The organism is Streptomyces sp. NPDC088554, assembly GCF_044752945.1.
In the GTDB taxonomy this organism is placed as follows: domain Bacteria; phylum Actinomycetota; class Actinomycetes; order Streptomycetales; family Streptomycetaceae; genus Streptomyces.
This window is the reverse complement of record NZ_JBIVMF010000040.1, coordinates 15,488-30,893: the sequence shown is the minus strand read 5'-3', so window position 1 is coordinate 30,893 and position 15,406 is coordinate 15,488. Positions and strand designations below refer to the sequence as shown.

Sequence of the window (15,406 nt, the reverse complement as noted above, 5' to 3'; positions counted from 1 at the left end):
TCAACTCCGCCCGGCTCCCCGCCGTTACGGTCCCCGGGGCAGGGCGCCGCCGCAACCCGCCGGGCGCGCCGGGACCCGTACGGTCCAATCCCCCGCGCGACCGCCGGGGAACGCGGCTGGAATGGACGGGTGACCGCGCCCCCGGACGACTGCCTCGCGCGCAATGACTGGATCTGCGGCGCCTATCTCTCCAGCCGCCGCACCATCCTGTGGGACGCGGTGCTCCAGCACCTCCAGCTGACCTCCGTCGCCGTCCTGCTCGCCCTGGTGATCGCGGTCCCCCTCGCGCTCGCGGCCCGCCGCTGGCGCGGGGTGGCCGCCCCCGTCCTCGGGATCACGACCGTCCTCTACACCATTCCCTCGCTCGCGATGTTCTCCCTGCTCCTGCCGGTGTACGGACTGTCCGGGTCGCTCGTCGTCGCCGGGCTCGTCCTCTACTCGCTCACCCTGCTCGTACGGAACATCCTGACCGGGTTGCGGGCGGTCCCCGAGGAGACCCGGCAGGCCGCCCGCGGTCTGGGGTACGGACCGCTGCGGCTGCTGCTCACCGTCGAACTGCCGCTCGCCCTGCCCGCCGCCCTCGCCGGGCTGCGGATCGCGACCGTCTCCGCCGTATCCCTCGTCACCATCGGCGCGATCGTCGGCCACGGCGGGCTCGGCAACCTCATCTACGCAGGGATGAACACCTTCTTCAAGGCGCAGGTGCTCACCGCCTCCGCCCTGTGCGTCCTGATCGCCGTCGCCGCCGATCTGCTGCTCCTCGGCCTCCAGCGGCTGCTCACCCCCTGGGCGAGGAGGGCCCGCGCGTGAACACGCTCGGGGCGGCCTGGTCCTGGCTCACCACCGCCGCGCACTGGCGGGGGAGCGACGGCATCGGCGACCGGCTCGCCGAGCACCTCTTCCTCACGGCCGTCTGTCTCGCCCTCAGCTGCGCCGTCGCGCTGCCGGTCGCCCTGGTCCTCGGCCACCTCGGCAGGGGCGGCGCCCTCGCCGTCAACCTCGCCAACATCGGCCGGGCCGTCCCCACCTTCGCCGTTCTCGTCCTGCTGCTGCTCACCCCGATCGGCGCGTACGGACAGTGGCCCACGATCATCGCGCTCGTCCTGTTCGCGATTCCGCCGCTGCTCACCAACGCCTATACCGGGATGCGGGGCGTCGACCGCGATGTCGTCCGGGCCGCCCGGGGCATGGGCATGACCGGCGGTCAGCTCCTGCGCCGGGTCGAGGCGCCCCTCGCGCTGCCGCTGATCCTCACCGGGGTACGGATCGCCGCCGTCCAGCTGGTGGCGACCGCGACGCTCGCGGCCCTGGTGGGCGGCGGCGGGCTGGGCCGGATCATCACCGCGGGCTTCCACCTCGCCGACACCCCGCAGGTGGTCGCCGGAGCCGTGCTCGTCGCCGTGTTCGCGCTGCTGGTGGAGGGCGTGTTCGAGGCGGTACGGCGACTGGCGCCCCGGAGCCGTACGGGATGAGGGCCGCGCGGACCGTCGCCGCGCTGGCCGTACCGCTCCTCGCGGCCGCCGCCTGCGCCACCGGGCCGGCCCTGGAGAACCGGGGCGCGCTCACCGCGCCGCCCGGCGACAGCACGCACCTGACCATCGGCTCGGCGGGCTTCACCGAGAGCGATCTGCTCGCCCGGATGTACGCGATCCTGCTGAAGCGGGCCGGATACCGCACCGAGATCCTCTCGGTCACCAACCGGGAGATCTACGAACCCGCCCTGGAGAGCGGCCGGATCGATGTCGTCCCGGAGTACGCGGCCACCTTCGCCGACTGGCTGAACACCAGGACCCACGGCCCGGACGCCCGCCCCGTCGGCTCCCCCGATCCGGCCACCACCATGAGGGCGCTGCGCGCGCTGGCCGCTCCGCGCGGGCTGACCGTCCTGGACCCCGGCCGCGCGGTCGACCGGAACGCCTTCGCGGTGGCCGTCTCGTACGCCAGGAAACACCGGCTTCGGACCCTGAGCGACCTGGGCCGCTCGGGGCTGCCGGTGCGGCTGGCGGCGGGCGACGAATGCGTACGGCGCCCCTACTGCGCCCCGGGGCTGCGCACGACGTACGGCATCGACATCACCGGCGTCGACCCCAAGGGCGTGGGCACCACCCAGGCCAAGCAGGCGGTGAGCAGTGGTCAGGACCAGCTGGTCCTGACCACCACCACCGACGCGACACTCGACCGGTTCGGTCTGGTGCTCCTCGCGGACGACAAGCACCTCCAGAACGCCGACCTCGTCGTCCCCGTCGTCAACCGGGCACGGGCCGGGAGCGAGCGGGTCCGCAGGGCGCTGGGCCGGTTGAACACCGTCCTGACGACCGGGGACCTGGCCTCGATGAACCAGCGGGTGGACAGCTGGCGGCGGCTGCCCGACGACGTGGCCCGGGAGTATCTGGAGTCGAAGGGGCTCGTCCCGACGGAGGACTGATCAGCCGGTCAGCCGTCCCGGCAGCCAGGCCAACTGGGCGGCCTGCTGGTACGCGCCGCCGCCCTCGTGGTCGTTGAAGTCGTAGATCTCGATCGCCTTGTCCTCGTGCGCGTACGCGTTGAAGGCGGCGAAGACCGTCGACGGCGGGCAGGTGTCGTCCTCCAGCGCCACCGAGAACAGCGCCGGGGCGGTGGCGCGCGCCGCGAAGTGCACCCCGTCGAAGTAGCCGAGGGTGCGCGAGGTCTGCTCCGTCCTGCCCCGGTAGGTCTTCAGGTAGTTGCCCACCTCGCGGTAGGGGTGGCGGTCGGTGATCGTCGTGGCCCGGGGGAAGTCGCAGAGGAACGGCACATCGGGCGCCGCCGCCAGCAGATCGGGCACCAGCCCCGCCACCGCGAGGGTGATCCCACCGCCCTGGCTGGCCCCGAGGACGGCCGCGCGCGAGGCGTCGACCAGCGGATGGGAGCGGGCGGCCTCCACGGCCCGCACCGCGTCGGTGAACAGCCGCCGGTAGTAGTAGTCGTGCGGGTCCTCGATGCCCCGGGTCATGAAACCGGGGTACGAGGAGGAGGCGCCCACCGGGTCGGGGGTGTCGCCGCCGTTCCAGCCGGCGCCCTGGCCCCGGGTGTCCATGACGAAGTGCGCGAAACCGGCCGAGCCCCAGAGCAGATGGCTGTGCGGCAGACCGCGCCCGCCCCCGTACCCGAGGTACTCCACGACCACCGGCAGCGGTTCGCGCGCGCCCGCGGGCAGCACCAGCCAGCCCTTGACGGGGTGGCCGCCGAACCCGGCGAAGGTCACGTCGAGGACCTCCAGCGTCGCCAGCGCGGTCGTCACCGGCGTGAAGCGGGCGCCGAGTTCATGGTCACGGGCCTCGGCGAGGGTCTTGGCCCAGAACTGGTCGAAGTCCTCCGGCTCCCTGGACCGGCTGCGGTAGGAGCGCAGTTCGTCGAGGGGCAGGTCGGACTGGGCCATGGGGACCACCTTGGGGTCGGGCGCGGGGCGACTCGGACAGCGACGATCACACCGTACGACCGGATGCCCGGCGGCAGAAGAGCGCGGGGAACCCCGATTCCCCGCCCTCCGGGCCCCGGCGCTACGCGTCCGACACCGAGTCGAAGTCGACCTCGTCGCGCCCGATGCCCTGCGCGTCCGCGTCCACCGAGCGGCGCAGCGCCTCATGGAGCTTGGCCGGGGTCAGCACCCCCGCGAAGCGCGTACCGTCCAGCACCGCCACCCACCCCGCGTCATGCTGGAGCATCTCGCTGAACGCCTGCTTCAGCGGCGATCCGAGCGGCACCCACGCTTCCATCCGCCGGGCCAGCTCACCGACCCGCGCCCGCTCCCCGACCCCGGTGAGCGCGTCGGCCGAGACCCAGCCGTGCAGCTCGCCGCCGCCGTCCAGGACCACCGCCCAGCGCGCCCCCTCGGCGCGCATCCGGGCCGCCGCGTGCCGGGCCGGCTCATCGGTGCCGGTGACCGGCGGCTGCTCCAGGTCGACGGACTCCACGGCGGTGACGGAGAGCCGCTTCAGCCCCCGGTCGGCGCCGACGAACCGGGCCACATACGGGGTGGCGGGGGTGCCGAGGACGGCCGCCGGACTGTCGTACTGCTCGATGCGGCCCGCTCCGTACACCGCGATACGGTCGCCCATCCGCACCGCCTCCTCGATGTCGTGCGTCACCAGCAGCACCGTCTTGCGCACCGTCGCCTGGAGGTTCAGGAACTCGTTCTGGAGCCGCTCGCGCACCACCGGGTCCACCGCGCCGAACGGCTCGTCCATCAGCAGCACCGGGGGATCGGCGGCCAGGGCGCGCGCCACCCCGACCCGCTGGCGCTGGCCGCCGGACAGCTGCGCCGGATAGCGCGGACCGAAGACCGCCGGATCGAGCCCCACCAGCTCCAGCAGCTCCGCCGCCCGTGCGCGCGCCCTCGCCCGCTTCCAGCCGATGAGCACGGGGACGGTCGCGGTGTTGTCGAGGACCGTACGGTGCGGGAAGAGCCCGGCCTGCTGGATGACGTAGCCGATCCCCCGGCGCAGCCGGACCGGATCGACGCCGGATATGTCCCGGCCGTCGAGGAGGATACGGCCGGAGGTGGGCTCGATCAGCCGGTTCACCATCATCATGGTGGTCGTCTTGCCGCAGCCGGACGGCCCCACCAGGGTCACCAGCTCGCCCTCGCCGACCTCGAACGACAGCTCGTCGACGGCCGTCGTGCCGTCCGGGTAGACCTTGCCGACCTGCTCGAACCGGATCATGCCCTCAACGTAGGAGCGCCCGGCCGCCCGCGCACGCTGAACGGACCCCGTGCCCGTTCCGTATCGGTCCATGCCCCTCCGCGACCCGGCCGGGTCGGGCCCCTCCGGGCCGAACGGGTGTGCTGAAATATCCGGCGTGACCGCCCCTTCGGGGGCGACCGAGAACAGGAGCCCTCTTGACCAGCTATCGCCAGCCCGGCGTCGTACTCACCGATCACCGCTTCACGGTTCCGCTGGATCACAGCGACCCGTCGGGGGCGCGGATCGAGCTGTACGCGCGCGAGGTCGTGGCGAGCGCGCGGGCGGACGCGAACCTGCCCTGGCTGGTGTATCTGGAGGGCGGACCCGGCCGGTCCACCCGGAGGTTCGTCGGTCGGCAGGCCTGGCTGGGACGCGCGCTCCAGGAGTTCCGGGTGCTCCTCCTCGACCAGCGGGGGACCGGCCTGTCCTCCCCGGTCAACCGGCAGACCCTGCCGCTGCACGGCGGCCCGCGCCAACAGGCCGACCGGCTCGCGCACTTCCGCGCCGACGCCATCGTGCGCGACTGCGAGACCATCCGCCCGCTGCTGACCGGCGGCGCCCCGTGGACCGTACTCGGCCAGAGCTACGGCGGGTTCTGCGCCACCCACTATCTGTGCGCCGCCCCCGAGGGCCTCGCCACCGTGCTGATCACCGGGGGACTGCCCTCCCTGGACGCCACGGCGGACGAGGTCTACCGCGCCGGGTACCCGCGCATCGCCCGCAAGGTCGAGGCGCACTACACCCGTTATCCGCAGGACATCGCGCGGGCCCGTGCCATCGTCGCGTACGTGGCGGAGCACCGCCCGGTCCTGCCCACCGGCTACACCCTGACGCCCGAGGCGTTCCAGTCGCTCGGCATCCTGCTCGGCAGCGGGGACGGCAGCCACCAGCTGCACTATCTGCTGGAGAACGCCTTCGTCCGCACGCCCAGCGGCCCGGCCCTCTCCGACGCCTTCCAGGAGAGCGTGGCGAGCGCCCTGTCGTTCGCCGGACACCCGCTCTACGCCCTCCTCCACGAAGCGATCTACGCCCAGGGCGCCGGACCCACCGACTGGGCGGCCGAGCGGGTACGCGGCGAGTTCGCCCGCTTCGACGCGGCCCTGACCCTGGCCGGCGAGGCGCCGCTCTACTTCACCGGGGAGTCCATCCACCCCTGGCACTTCGACAGCGACCCCGCGCTGCGCCCGCTGCGCGAGGCCGCCGACCTGCTCGCCGCCCGCGCCGACTGGCCCGCGCTGTACGACCCCGCCAGGCTCGCCGCCAACGAGGTACCGGTCGCCGCCGCCGTCTACCACGACGACATGTACGTCGACACCGCCCAGTCGCTGCGCACCGCCCGCTCGATCCGCGGGCTGCGGACCTGGGTGACGGACGAGTACGAGCACGACGGGGTGCGGGCGAGCGGGCCGCGCGTCCTGGACCGGCTGCTGGCGCTCGCGCGGGGCGATGCCTGACCGTACCGGCGCCACCGCCCGGCGGGCGGTGGCGGGACGGCCGGGGGAGAATGGCCCGGCGGGGGCCGGTGAGGTGTGTTCCGTACGAGCGGAGGTGGTGGCCGTGCTGCTGCCGGACAGACATCTGGTCGCCGATCTGCTGGCCCGGTACCGGGCCTGGGAGCGGCTGGTGCTCGCCGACCCGCTCGACGACACCCTGCGCGGCCGGTTCGAGGACGTGGCGTACACCCTGTGCGTCCTGATGGGCCGACGCACCGCGCGTGAGGCGATCTGGCAGGCGGAGGCGTATCTGCGCCGGATCAGACCCGTACCGATCTTCCCGGAGGCGGCCGGTACGGCGACGGCCGGGCCGGAGACGCGGGGGTCCGCCCACTCCTGAGGACCGGGCGCCCCGGCGGTCGCGTACCCCTGGTTGTTCTCCCAGAGGTGTCCCGGAAGTGTTCCCAGAGGAGCAAGCGACCGCTTAGTATGCGCTGTGGAGTGCCGCGAACCCCATAGCGTGGAGGCCCGAAATGCAGGCATGGCGAGTGCACCGCAACGGCGAGCCGGGCGAGGTGATGCGACTCGATGAGGTGGAACGTCCGGTGCCCGGCGACGGGCAGGTGCTGCTCCGGGTCCTGGCCGCGAACGTCAACTTCCCCGACGCCCTGCTCTGCCGCGGCCAGTACCAGGTACGGCCGCCGCTGCCCTTCACCCCGGGCGTGGAGATCTGCGGCGAGACCCCCGACGGACGCCGGGTCATCGCGACCCCCGCGCTGCCGAACGGCGGCCTCGCCGACTACGTGGTGGTCGACGAGGCGACGCTCCTGCCCGCCCCCGGAACGTTCGACGACGCCGAGGCCGCCGCCCTGCACATCGGCTACCAGACGGGCTGGTTCGCCCTGCACCGGCGGGCGAACCTGCGGGCGGGGGAGACCCTGCTCGTCCACGCGGCGGCCGGCGGTGTCGGCAGCGCCGCCGTACAGCTCGGCAAGGCAGCCGGAGCCACCGTCATCGGCGTCGTCGGCGGTGCGGACAAGGCCGCGGTGGCCCGGGAGCTGGGCTGCGACCTGGTGATCGACCGCCGTACGGACGACATCGTCGCGGCCGTCAAGGAGGCCACCGGAGGCCGGGGCGCCGATGTCGTCTACGACCCGGTCGGCGGCGACGCCTACGCCAAGTCCGTGAAGTGTGTCGCCTTCGAGGGCCGCATCGTGGTCGTCGGCTTCGCGAGCGGCACCATCCCCAGCCCCGGACTCAACCACGCGCTGGTGAAGAACTACTCGATCCTGGGCCTCCACTGGGGCCTCTACAACGCCAAGGACCCCGCCGCGGTGGCCCGTTGCCACGAGGAGCTGACCGCGCTGGCCGAACAGGGCGCGATCAGGCCGCTCATCAGCGAGCGGGTCCCGATGAAGGACGCCGCCGACGCCGTACAGCGCGTCGCGGACGGTGTCACCACCGGCCGTGTGGTCGTCCTCCCGCAGCCGGAGAGTGGGAACCGATGACCGACGCCGACGAACTGCGCACCCGCACCCGCCAGTTGCTCGCGGACCACCCGCCGACCGACACCGACCGCACCGACTTCCTGCGCGCCCGCTTCGACGCCGGACTCGCCTGGGTGCACTACCCCCAGGGCCTCGGCGGACTCGGCGCGCCCCGCTCCCTCCAGGCAGTCGTCGACGCCGAACTGGCGGCGGCGGGCGCCCCCGACAACGATCCGCGCCGGATCGGCATCGGCCTCGGCATGGCCGCGCCGACCATCCTGCGGTTCGGCACCCAGGAGCAGAAGGAACGCTTCCTGCGCCCGTTGTGGATCGGTGAGGAGGTGTGGTGCCAGCTGTTCAGCGAGCCCGGCGCCGGCTCCGACCTCGCCGCGCTCGCCACCCGCGCGGTCCGGGAGAACGACTCCCCGGGCGCCGACTGGATCGTCGACGGACAGAAGGTCTGGACCTCCAGCGCCCATGCCGCGCGCTGGGCCATCCTCATCGCCCGTACCGACCCCGCCCTCCCCAAGCACCAGGGCATCAGCTACTTCCTCTGCGACATGACCGACCCCGGTGTCGAGGTACGGCCGCTGCGCCAGATCACCGGCGAGGCCGAGTTCAACGAGGTCTTCCTCACCGGGGTGCGCATCCCCGACGCACACCGCCTCGGCGAGGTCGGCGAGGGCTGGAAGGTCGCCCAGACCACACTGATGAACGAGCGCGTCTCCATCGGCGGCGCCCGGCTCCCGCGCGAGGGCGGCATGATCGGCCGGGTCGCCCGCACCTGGCGCGAGCGGCCCGCACTGCGCACCCACGACACCCACCAGCGGCTGCTCACCCTCTGGGTGGAGGCCGAGGTGGCCCGGCTCACCGGGGAGCGGGTACGCCAGCAGCTCGTCGCCGGACAGCCGGGGCCCGAGGGCAGCGGACTGAAGCTGGCCTTCGCCGGGCTCAACCAGGAGATCAGCGGGCTGGAGGTCGAACTCCTCGACGAAGAGGGCCTGTTGTACTCCGACTGGACCATGCGGCGGCCCGAGCTGGTCGACTTCACCGGCCGCGACGCGGGCTATCGCTATCTGCGGGCGAAGGGCAACTCCATCGAGGGCGGTACGAGCGAGGTACTGCTGAACATCGTCGCCGAACGCGTTCTCGGGCTGCCCTCCGAACCGCGCAACGACAAGGACGTCGCCTGGAAGGACCTCGCCCGATGACCGCACAGCCGCACACCTCCCCCGATCTGCTCTACTCGGAGCCCGAGGAGGACCTGCGCGCCGCCGTACGGTCCCTGCTCGCCGACCGCGCCGACCTGCCCGCGACACTGTCGCGCGCCGAGTCCGGCGATCCGTACGACCCCGCGCTGTGGACCTCGCTCACCACCGGGATCGGCGCGGCCGGTCTGCTCGTACCGGAGAAGCTCGGCGGCCAGGGCGCGAGCCATCGCGAGGCGGCGGTGGTACTGGAGGAGCTGGGCCGGGCCGTCACCCCGGCGCCGTATCTGACCAGCGCGGTGGTGGCGACCGAGACGCTCCTCGGCTGTGACACCGACAGCCCGGCGGTCGCGGAGCTGCTCACCGCGCTCGCGGGCGGCCACCGGGTCGCGGTGCTCGCGCTGCCGCTGTCGACGGCCCCGGACGGGCCGCTGCCCACCGGGTCGGCCACGGTCACGGGCGTCGCGGACGCCGTACGCGCCGATGTCCTGCTCGTACCGGCCGAGGACGGGCTGTACGCGGTCGGTACGGACGAGCCCGGGGTCACCGTCGAGCCGCTCACCCCGCTCGATCTGACCCGGCCACTGGCCTCGGTCACCGTCGCCCCCGGTACGGGCCGGCGGATCGCGGACGCGGCCACGGCGCGGACCGCCGTACGCCGGGGGCTGCTGGCCGGGGCCGGGCTGCTCGCCTCCGAACAGCTCGGCATCGCCGAATGGTGTCTGGAGGAGACGGTCCGGCACACCCGCGACCGGCACCAGTTCAACCGGCCCGTCGGATCGTTCCAGGCGCTCAAGCACCGGATGGCACAGCTCTGGCTGGAGGTCGTCTCCGCCCGCGCCGCCGCCCGCAACGCCGCCGACGCGCTGGCCACCGGCAGCCCCGACGCGCCCCTCGCGGTGGCCGTCGCCCAGGCGTACTGCGCGCCGGTCGCCGTCCACGCGGCCGAGGAGTGTGTCCAGTTGCACGGTGGTATCGGGATGACCTGGGAGCATCCGGCGCATCTGTATCTCAAGCGGGCCAAGTCCGATGAGATCGCGCTCGGTTCACCGGGCCGGCACAAGGCGGCGCTGGCCGCGCTGGCCGATCTGCCGGCGCCCCGCCAGGACGCCTGACACCGGCCACGGCCGCCGGGACCGCTTCTTCTCGGGCGGTCCCGGCGGACCCCGGTGACCGAACCGGGAATGACGCGTCGGCGAACTCCGAGCGGAGCGGCCCCCGTCCGGACCCGGCAGGGCGGATACTCGGTGGGTCCGCGCTTCACCGCACCCGGGAGGCACCATGCCCCTCACCACTCGCCGCAGAGCCGTCAGCACACTCGGCGCCGCGCTCGCCGGGGTCGTCGTCGCCCCCGCGTACGCCCGTGCCGAGCCCGGGACGGAGGGCGGCCACGGCGGCCCGCGTCCGCTGCGCAGGGCCCACGCGCACAACGACTATCTGCACCCCCGGCCGCTCCGCGACGCGCTGTCGCACGGGTTCACCAGCGTCGAGGCCGATGTCTTCCTGGTCGACGGCGAGTTGCTGGTCGCACACGAGGCCACGGAGCTGGACCCGGCCCGTACCCTCCGTACGCTCTACCTCGACCCGCTCCAGGAGCTGGTACGGGCCAACCGGGGCTCCGTACACCGGGGTTACCGTCGCCCGGTGCAGCTGCTCATCGACATCAAGACGGACGGCGCCGCCGCCTACACCGAGCTGCACCGCCAACTCGCCCGCTACCGGCCGATGCTGAGCACCTACGCCCACGGTGCGGTACGGCTCGGCGCGGTCACCCCGGTCATCTCGGGAGACCGCGCGGCCCGGGTCCCGATGGAGACACAACAGGTGCGGTACGCCTTCTACGACGGCCGCCTCGACGACCTCGGGACCACGGCCCCCGCCTCCCTCGTACCGCTGATCAGCGCCAACTGGACCCAGCGTTTCGGCTGGCTCGGCGTCGGCCCCTTCCCCGCCGCCGAACGCGCCGAGCTGCACCGCCTGGCCGGTGCCGCCCATGAGCACGGACAGCGGCTGCGGTTCTGGGCGACCCCCGATCTCGCCGGGCCCGCGCGGGACGCCGTATGGACCGAACTGCTCGCGGCGGGCGTCGACCACCTCCATACGGACGACCTCGCGGGACTCGAACAGTTTCTCCGCGAGCGCCTCTGACGCCGGTTCGCGTCAACCACCCGTACGGCGGACACGCCAGTCGGCTGTCCGCGCCCTCTCCTCCGCCACACTGGCGGCCGATGCCGCGAATCGGTGCGGCGGAGGAGGTTTGTCCATGGCCATTTCGATCTCGGTGCTGCTGCTTCTGGTGATTCTCGCGGTGGTCTTCCTGCGCAACGGAGGACTCAAGCTCTCGCACGCGACCGTCTGTGTCCTGCTCGGGTTCTTCCTCGCGGGCACCAGCATGGCACCCACCATCGCGAACGGGATCTCCGCGACGGCCGGGGTGGTCAGCAGCCTCAACCCCTGACCGCTGACACTGTCCTGGGTCAGTTCCCGGCCGGCCGTGAACGGATCAGGAAACGCACCCCCTCCGGCGCCTCCGGGGAGAACCCGCTGCCGCGTCCGGCCACCACGTCGACGATGAGCCGGGTGTGGCTCCACACCTCGTACCGACTCACCGACATCCGGAACGGCACCGGCTCGGCGACCCCCTCGACCTCCAGTGACCGGAGTAGCACGTCGGAGCCGCCGGTGCGGAACTCGCCGTCCGGAAAACACATGGGCGCGCTGCCGCCGCGGCAGCCGCCCGACTGATGGAACATCAACGGCCCGTGGTCCGCCCGCAGCCGCCGGATCAGTGCGGCGGCCGCGGGGGTCAGCTCCACGCCCGGGGTCTCGCCCGGGGTCTTCTCGTTCATCGTCCGCCTCCGCTCTTCCCGTCTGTGGCCATCTGCCCCGGGAACCGGTCGGGGCCATACGACCCCTCCCGACGTCGCGCGGGGGTTGCACATCTCCAGCCCGGCCGAACTTCGCTCGGCGAGCGGAAAAGTTGGGTGCGCGGACGCAACCATCGTGGGTGACGGGCTGTCGAACCAGGTGAGTTACCACTCCTCTTTTCGCCGATTCCGCGTGAGGCACCTGATGAACAGACGAGCTGTCGTACTGCTGACCACCACCACCCTGCTGGCCGCCACCGTTTCGGCCACCACGGCCTCCGCCGCGACGCCCCGGGCGGCGATCGACTGCCGCAAGACCAAATGCGTCGCGCTGACCTTCGACGACGGTCCCAGCTCGCACACCACCCGGCTGCTGACCACCCTGAAGAAGTACGACGCCAAGGCCACGTTCTATGTCGTGGGCCAGAACGTCGCGAACAACCCGAGCCTGGTGCGCAAGGAGGTCGCCGACGGACATCAGATAGGCAACCACAGCTGGAATCACGCCGATCTGACCAAGCTGACCACGGCGCAGATCGCGTCACAGTTCTCCCGCACGGACAAGGCGGTCAAGGACGCGACGAAGCAGACTCCCTCGACGGTCCGCCCGCCCTACGGCGCCCAGAACGCCAAGGTCCGCTCCGCCGCGGGCCGGCCGCTGGTGCACTGGAGTGTGGACACGCTGGACTGGCAGTCCCGCAACGCCGCCAAGGTCGCCGCCGCCGTCAAGAAGAACACCAGGCCCGGTGATGTCGTCCTCATGCACGACATCCACAAGACCACCGTGGACGCCATGCCCACGATCCTCGCGGACCTCAAGAACCGGGGCTACAAGTTCGTGACGGTCGATCAGCTCTTCGCGCCCGGCAAGTTGAAGGCGGGCACCGTCTACTACGGCAACCGCGACGCCTACCGCCCCTGACGCGCGGAGTTCACGCAGCGGTGTGCCGCTTGCCGTTGACTCTCAACTCGGCGGCAATAGAAGGTAGTTGAAGATCAAAGGCCGAAGGTGCGACCTGTCGGCCGAGTGGCTCAAATGTGGTTCGGCCGTTGTGGCGACGATTGGTGATGGGCCGTCAGATTATGTAAAACTCCTGTCGCCCCTCCCCTACTTGCGGGTAACCATCGCGTCGGCTCGATCCGGCGCGACCATTCCCGCATTCCCCCGTTCCCCCATCGCCTCACGGCCGAGGACATACGTGCGCAACAGCAGACTCAGACGCATGCCCGTGCTGGTTTCCGCCCTCGCGGCGGCCTCCCTCCTGACCGCCGGTTGTTCGGCGTCGCCGACGGCCACCGAGTCCGTCGCCGAGGCACGGCCCGCCGCCTCCGGCTCGCCGGAGACTTCCGAGGGGGCGATATCCTCGGAGCGGCTGGAGGTCGGCTCCGTACCGGCAGGGGCGGCCACACCGACCGCCGTGGCGAAGGCCAACGGCGACGGAAGCACGACACAGAAGTCATCGCTCACGGTGGCTTCCTACGACGCGGAGACCGGGCGGGCCGTCATTTCCGGCTCGGCGGCTCTGCACAAGCGCCCCTCGGTGGAGACGCCCGAGGAACCGGAGGCGGCGGAGACCTCCGAGCCGTCGGCCGAGCCCGACGGCGCCTCCACGGAGGAGCCCCCGGCCCCGTCCCGGCCGACGACCTCCTCACCCGAGTCTCCCGACCCGTCATCCCCCGATGCGGACCCCGGTGCTGGCTCCGGGTCCGACGCGGACGCCGCCCCCACCGCGCCGTCCGACGGATCAGGGGAAGCCGGGGAGTCCGGGGAAGCCGGGGAGACCCCCGCGGACGGCGCGGCACCGGAGCGCGAGGCCGTCGAGGTCGGTGACGTCATCGCCAGTGTGCCCGCGCCCGGCGCGCCCGACGGGCTGCTGGCCAAGGTCACCGAGGTGGTCGGCGAGGTCCCCGAGGGCGTCGAGGTCGAGACGGCGGCGGCCAACCTCAACGAACTGCTCGGCGACGACACCGCCGAGGGCACCGTGCCGGTCGACCCCTCGTCCATCGAGGTCGAGCCGCTGGTCAAGGGCGTCAAGGTCTCCTGGGCGAAGACCGGCGGGCTGACCTTCGGTCCCAAGGCCGCGATCCTGCCCATGGGCAACCTGCGGATCGACGTCGGCACCGAGATCGCCACCGCCGAGGGCGCTCCGGCCTCCGCGGCCGCGTCGGTCTCGGGCTTCGTCCAGCTCGCGCCCGAGGTGGAGTTCTCGTACAACGGCAGTGGCGGGTCCGCGTCCTCGCCGGGCGCGGCGTTCCTCGGGCTGAACGGCGACTGGGCCTCGCAGTGGCGGCTCAAGGGCCAGGCGGCCGCCGCCACCGAGGGCGGCAAGCCGCTGCGGATCCCGTTCGCGGAGCTGCACACCAACCCCGTGATCCAGGTCGGCCCGGTGCCGATCGTCGTCAACCTCGACCTGACGTGCTACTTCCAGATCGAGGGCGACGGCCGGATCAACGTCGACGTCAAGCAGGACCTCAAGGGTGACTTCCGGGTCGGCGGCGGCTTCTCGTGGGCCAAGGGCTGGAAGGGCGTCAGCGAGTCGAACATGGAGGGTGTCGCGCTGGAGACCTCCGTGGAGGCGGCCGGCAAGGTGAAGGCCGCGCTGGGCGCCGAGGCGGCCATCGGGTTGTACGGGACGGTGGGCGTCGTCGCCGAGGTCGCGCCGTACCTGCGCGGCGCGGCCGAGGCCGTGGCCAACGGCTCGGCCGGCGGGACCGGTTCCGTCGTCGGCGCGTGGCAGCTCCACGGCGGGTTCGACCTGTCCGGCGCGCTCCAGCTCAAGCTGTCCATCTTCGGCACACCGCTGTTCGAGAAGCGCATCCCGCTGGTCGCGCTGCACCGCGAATGGCTGCTGAGGGAGGACAAGGGCGGGGTCGCCACCCCCGTCGCCGGCTAGGGCGTGTTGCGAAAGTAGCGCCGTCCGCCCGTAGGGCGGGCCCGGCGGCGTCTGGGGGGAGATCGTCCTCGTACTGGACGTACTTGGACGACTCCGACAACGCAGCGAGTGCGCGTGCCAGGCGTCGCCGGGCTGGGGGCACCTCCCGGCCGAAGGCTGGGGGAGGGACTTTCGCAACACGCCCTGCTGTAGTTCGTACCAGGACATGGTGGCCCGTGCCGTACGGATGGTGTGATACGCATCCATACGGCACGGGCCACCGCTGTGTTCCGCCCAACCCTGTTCGTGGAAAAGCCTCTTGACCACCCGGTACATGAATTGCGAAAATCGGCAATTCGATACATGCTGTGGTGGCTGTGGACTCGTGTGATCGCGGGTGCGGTGTCGAGCGCACCTCCGTGCCCGGAGGCGGTGGGAAGGGTCGGGGGCTGTGCCGGTTCCGTTGTACGAGGCCAAGGCGGAGTTCTTCCGGATGCTCGGGCATCCGGTACGTATCCGCGTACTGGAGCTGCTCCAGGACGGGCCGCTGCCCGTAAGGGAGTTGCTCGCCGTGATCGAGGTGGAGCCGTCGTCGCTGTCACAGCAACTGGCGGTGCTGCGCCGGTCGGGGATCGTCTCCTCCCGGCGGGAGGGCGCGACGGTGGTGTACGAACTGGCGGGCGGCGATGTGGCGGAGCTGATGCGGGCCGCGCGGCGGATCCTGACGGTGATGCTGGCCGGACAGAGCGAGCTGCTGGCGCAGTTGCGGGAAGCCGAGGGCGTATCGCGATGAGCGCGGCGCCCGCCGGCCTCCGGGGCCGGGTACGTTCCCTGT

The 15,406-nt window shown here is 72.3% G+C and carries 16 protein-coding genes; 13 read left to right on the top strand and 3 right to left on the bottom strand.

Translation table 11 applies throughout. The features are described from left to right. The first annotated feature begins 129 nt into the window (after nucleotides 1-129). From ACIP8W_RS29805 to ACIP8W_RS29795, 3 genes are read left to right on the top strand one after another with little or no spacing between them, the layout of a single operon-like run. Nucleotides 130-810 carry an ABC transporter permease gene (locus tag ACIP8W_RS29805; RefSeq protein WP_401955864.1) on the top strand — a complete coding sequence of 227 codons (681 nt, stop codon included), beginning with the start codon at nucleotides 130-132 and terminating at the stop codon, nucleotides 808-810. Then, the gene (locus ACIP8W_RS29800) at nucleotides 807-1,472 is read left to right on the top strand and encodes an ABC transporter permease (protein WP_401955865.1); all 666 of its coding nucleotides are present in this window, start codon (nucleotides 807-809) and stop codon (nucleotides 1,470-1,472) included. Before ACIP8W_RS29805 ends, ACIP8W_RS29800 begins: the two co-directional genes overlap by 4 nt. Continuing rightward, complete coding sequence (locus ACIP8W_RS29795; RefSeq protein WP_402205437.1) at nucleotides 1,469-2,425, top strand: ABC transporter substrate-binding protein; 957 nt, start codon at nucleotides 1,469-1,471, stop codon at nucleotides 2,423-2,425. Before ACIP8W_RS29800 ends, ACIP8W_RS29795 begins: the two co-directional genes overlap by 4 nt. Here ACIP8W_RS29795 and ACIP8W_RS29790 read toward each other — a convergent pair whose 3' ends face one another. Both ACIP8W_RS29790 and ACIP8W_RS29785 read right to left on the bottom strand, forming a co-directional pair. Continuing rightward, entirely contained in the window at nucleotides 2,426-3,397 is a 972-nt protein-coding gene (locus ACIP8W_RS29790; RefSeq protein ID WP_401955867.1) for an acetylxylan esterase, read from the bottom strand. A gap of 121 nt (nucleotides 3,398-3,518) precedes the next feature. Then, the gene (locus ACIP8W_RS29785; protein ID WP_401955868.1) at nucleotides 3,519-4,682 is read right to left on the bottom strand and encodes an ATP-binding cassette domain-containing protein; all 1,164 of its coding nucleotides are present in this window, start codon (nucleotides 4,680-4,682) and stop codon (nucleotides 3,519-3,521) included. Nucleotides 4,683-4,858: 176 nt separating this feature from the next. Here ACIP8W_RS29785 and ACIP8W_RS29780 point away from each other — a divergent pair, with 176 nt between their 5' ends. From ACIP8W_RS29780 to ACIP8W_RS29750, 7 genes are all read left to right on the top strand, one after another. Then, the gene (locus ACIP8W_RS29780; RefSeq protein ID WP_402205435.1) at nucleotides 4,859-6,157 is read left to right on the top strand and encodes an alpha/beta fold hydrolase; all 1,299 of its coding nucleotides are present in this window, start codon (nucleotides 4,859-4,861) and stop codon (nucleotides 6,155-6,157) included. Beyond that, entirely contained in the window at nucleotides 6,150-6,536 is a 387-nt protein-coding gene (locus ACIP8W_RS29775; protein ID WP_401955870.1) for a DUF5133 domain-containing protein, read from the top strand. Before ACIP8W_RS29780 ends, ACIP8W_RS29775 begins: the two co-directional genes overlap by 8 nt. A gap of 133 nt (nucleotides 6,537-6,669) precedes the next feature. After that, complete coding sequence (locus ACIP8W_RS29770; protein WP_401955871.1) at nucleotides 6,670-7,644, top strand: NADPH:quinone oxidoreductase family protein; 975 nt, start codon at nucleotides 6,670-6,672, stop codon at nucleotides 7,642-7,644. Then, on the top strand, nucleotides 7,641-8,834 hold the full coding sequence (locus tag ACIP8W_RS29765) for an acyl-CoA dehydrogenase family protein (protein WP_402205432.1): 1,194 nt from the start codon (nucleotides 7,641-7,643) through the stop codon (nucleotides 8,832-8,834). Before ACIP8W_RS29770 ends, ACIP8W_RS29765 begins: the two co-directional genes overlap by 4 nt. Further along, nucleotides 8,831-9,946 carry an acyl-CoA dehydrogenase family protein gene (locus ACIP8W_RS29760; RefSeq protein ID WP_401955873.1) on the top strand — a complete coding sequence of 372 codons (1,116 nt, stop codon included), beginning with the start codon at nucleotides 8,831-8,833 and terminating at the stop codon, nucleotides 9,944-9,946. The genes ACIP8W_RS29765 and ACIP8W_RS29760 overlap by 4 nt, the downstream gene beginning before the upstream one ends. A 166-nt stretch (nucleotides 9,947-10,112) precedes the next feature. Beyond that, nucleotides 10,113-10,979 (top strand): phosphatidylinositol-specific phospholipase C/glycerophosphodiester phosphodiesterase family protein, encoded by an 867-nt coding sequence (locus ACIP8W_RS29755; RefSeq protein ID WP_401955874.1) that lies wholly within the window; start codon nucleotides 10,113-10,115, stop codon nucleotides 10,977-10,979. Between the two features lie 115 nt (nucleotides 10,980-11,094). Beyond that, nucleotides 11,095-11,289 carry a hypothetical protein gene (locus ACIP8W_RS29750; RefSeq protein WP_401955875.1) on the top strand — a complete coding sequence of 65 codons (195 nt, stop codon included), beginning with the start codon at nucleotides 11,095-11,097 and terminating at the stop codon, nucleotides 11,287-11,289. Between the two features lie 19 nt (nucleotides 11,290-11,308). Here ACIP8W_RS29750 and ACIP8W_RS29745 read toward each other — a convergent pair whose 3' ends face one another. Beyond that, nucleotides 11,309-11,680, bottom strand: coding sequence for a DUF779 domain-containing protein (locus tag ACIP8W_RS29745; protein ID WP_402205430.1), 372 nt, complete (start codon nucleotides 11,678-11,680; stop codon nucleotides 11,309-11,311). Between the two features lie 223 nt (nucleotides 11,681-11,903). Between ACIP8W_RS29745 and ACIP8W_RS29740 the strand changes: the two genes are divergently transcribed. The 3 genes from ACIP8W_RS29740 (at nucleotide 11,904) to ACIP8W_RS29730 (ending at nucleotide 15,364) form a co-directional block, all read left to right on the top strand. Beyond that, nucleotides 11,904-12,620: a polysaccharide deacetylase family protein gene (locus tag ACIP8W_RS29740; protein ID WP_401955877.1), complete on the top strand. Its 717-nt coding sequence runs from the start codon at nucleotides 11,904-11,906 to the stop codon at nucleotides 12,618-12,620. A 301-nt stretch (nucleotides 12,621-12,921) separates the two neighbouring features. Further along, nucleotides 12,922-14,592 (top strand): hypothetical protein, encoded by a 1,671-nt coding sequence (locus ACIP8W_RS29735; RefSeq protein ID WP_402205427.1) that lies wholly within the window; start codon nucleotides 12,922-12,924, stop codon nucleotides 14,590-14,592. 430 nt (nucleotides 14,593-15,022) lie between these two features. Next, on the top strand, nucleotides 15,023-15,364 hold the full coding sequence (locus tag ACIP8W_RS29730) for an ArsR/SmtB family transcription factor (RefSeq protein WP_401955879.1): 342 nt from the start codon (nucleotides 15,023-15,025) through the stop codon (nucleotides 15,362-15,364). Nucleotides 15,365-15,406 lie beyond the last annotated feature (42 nt).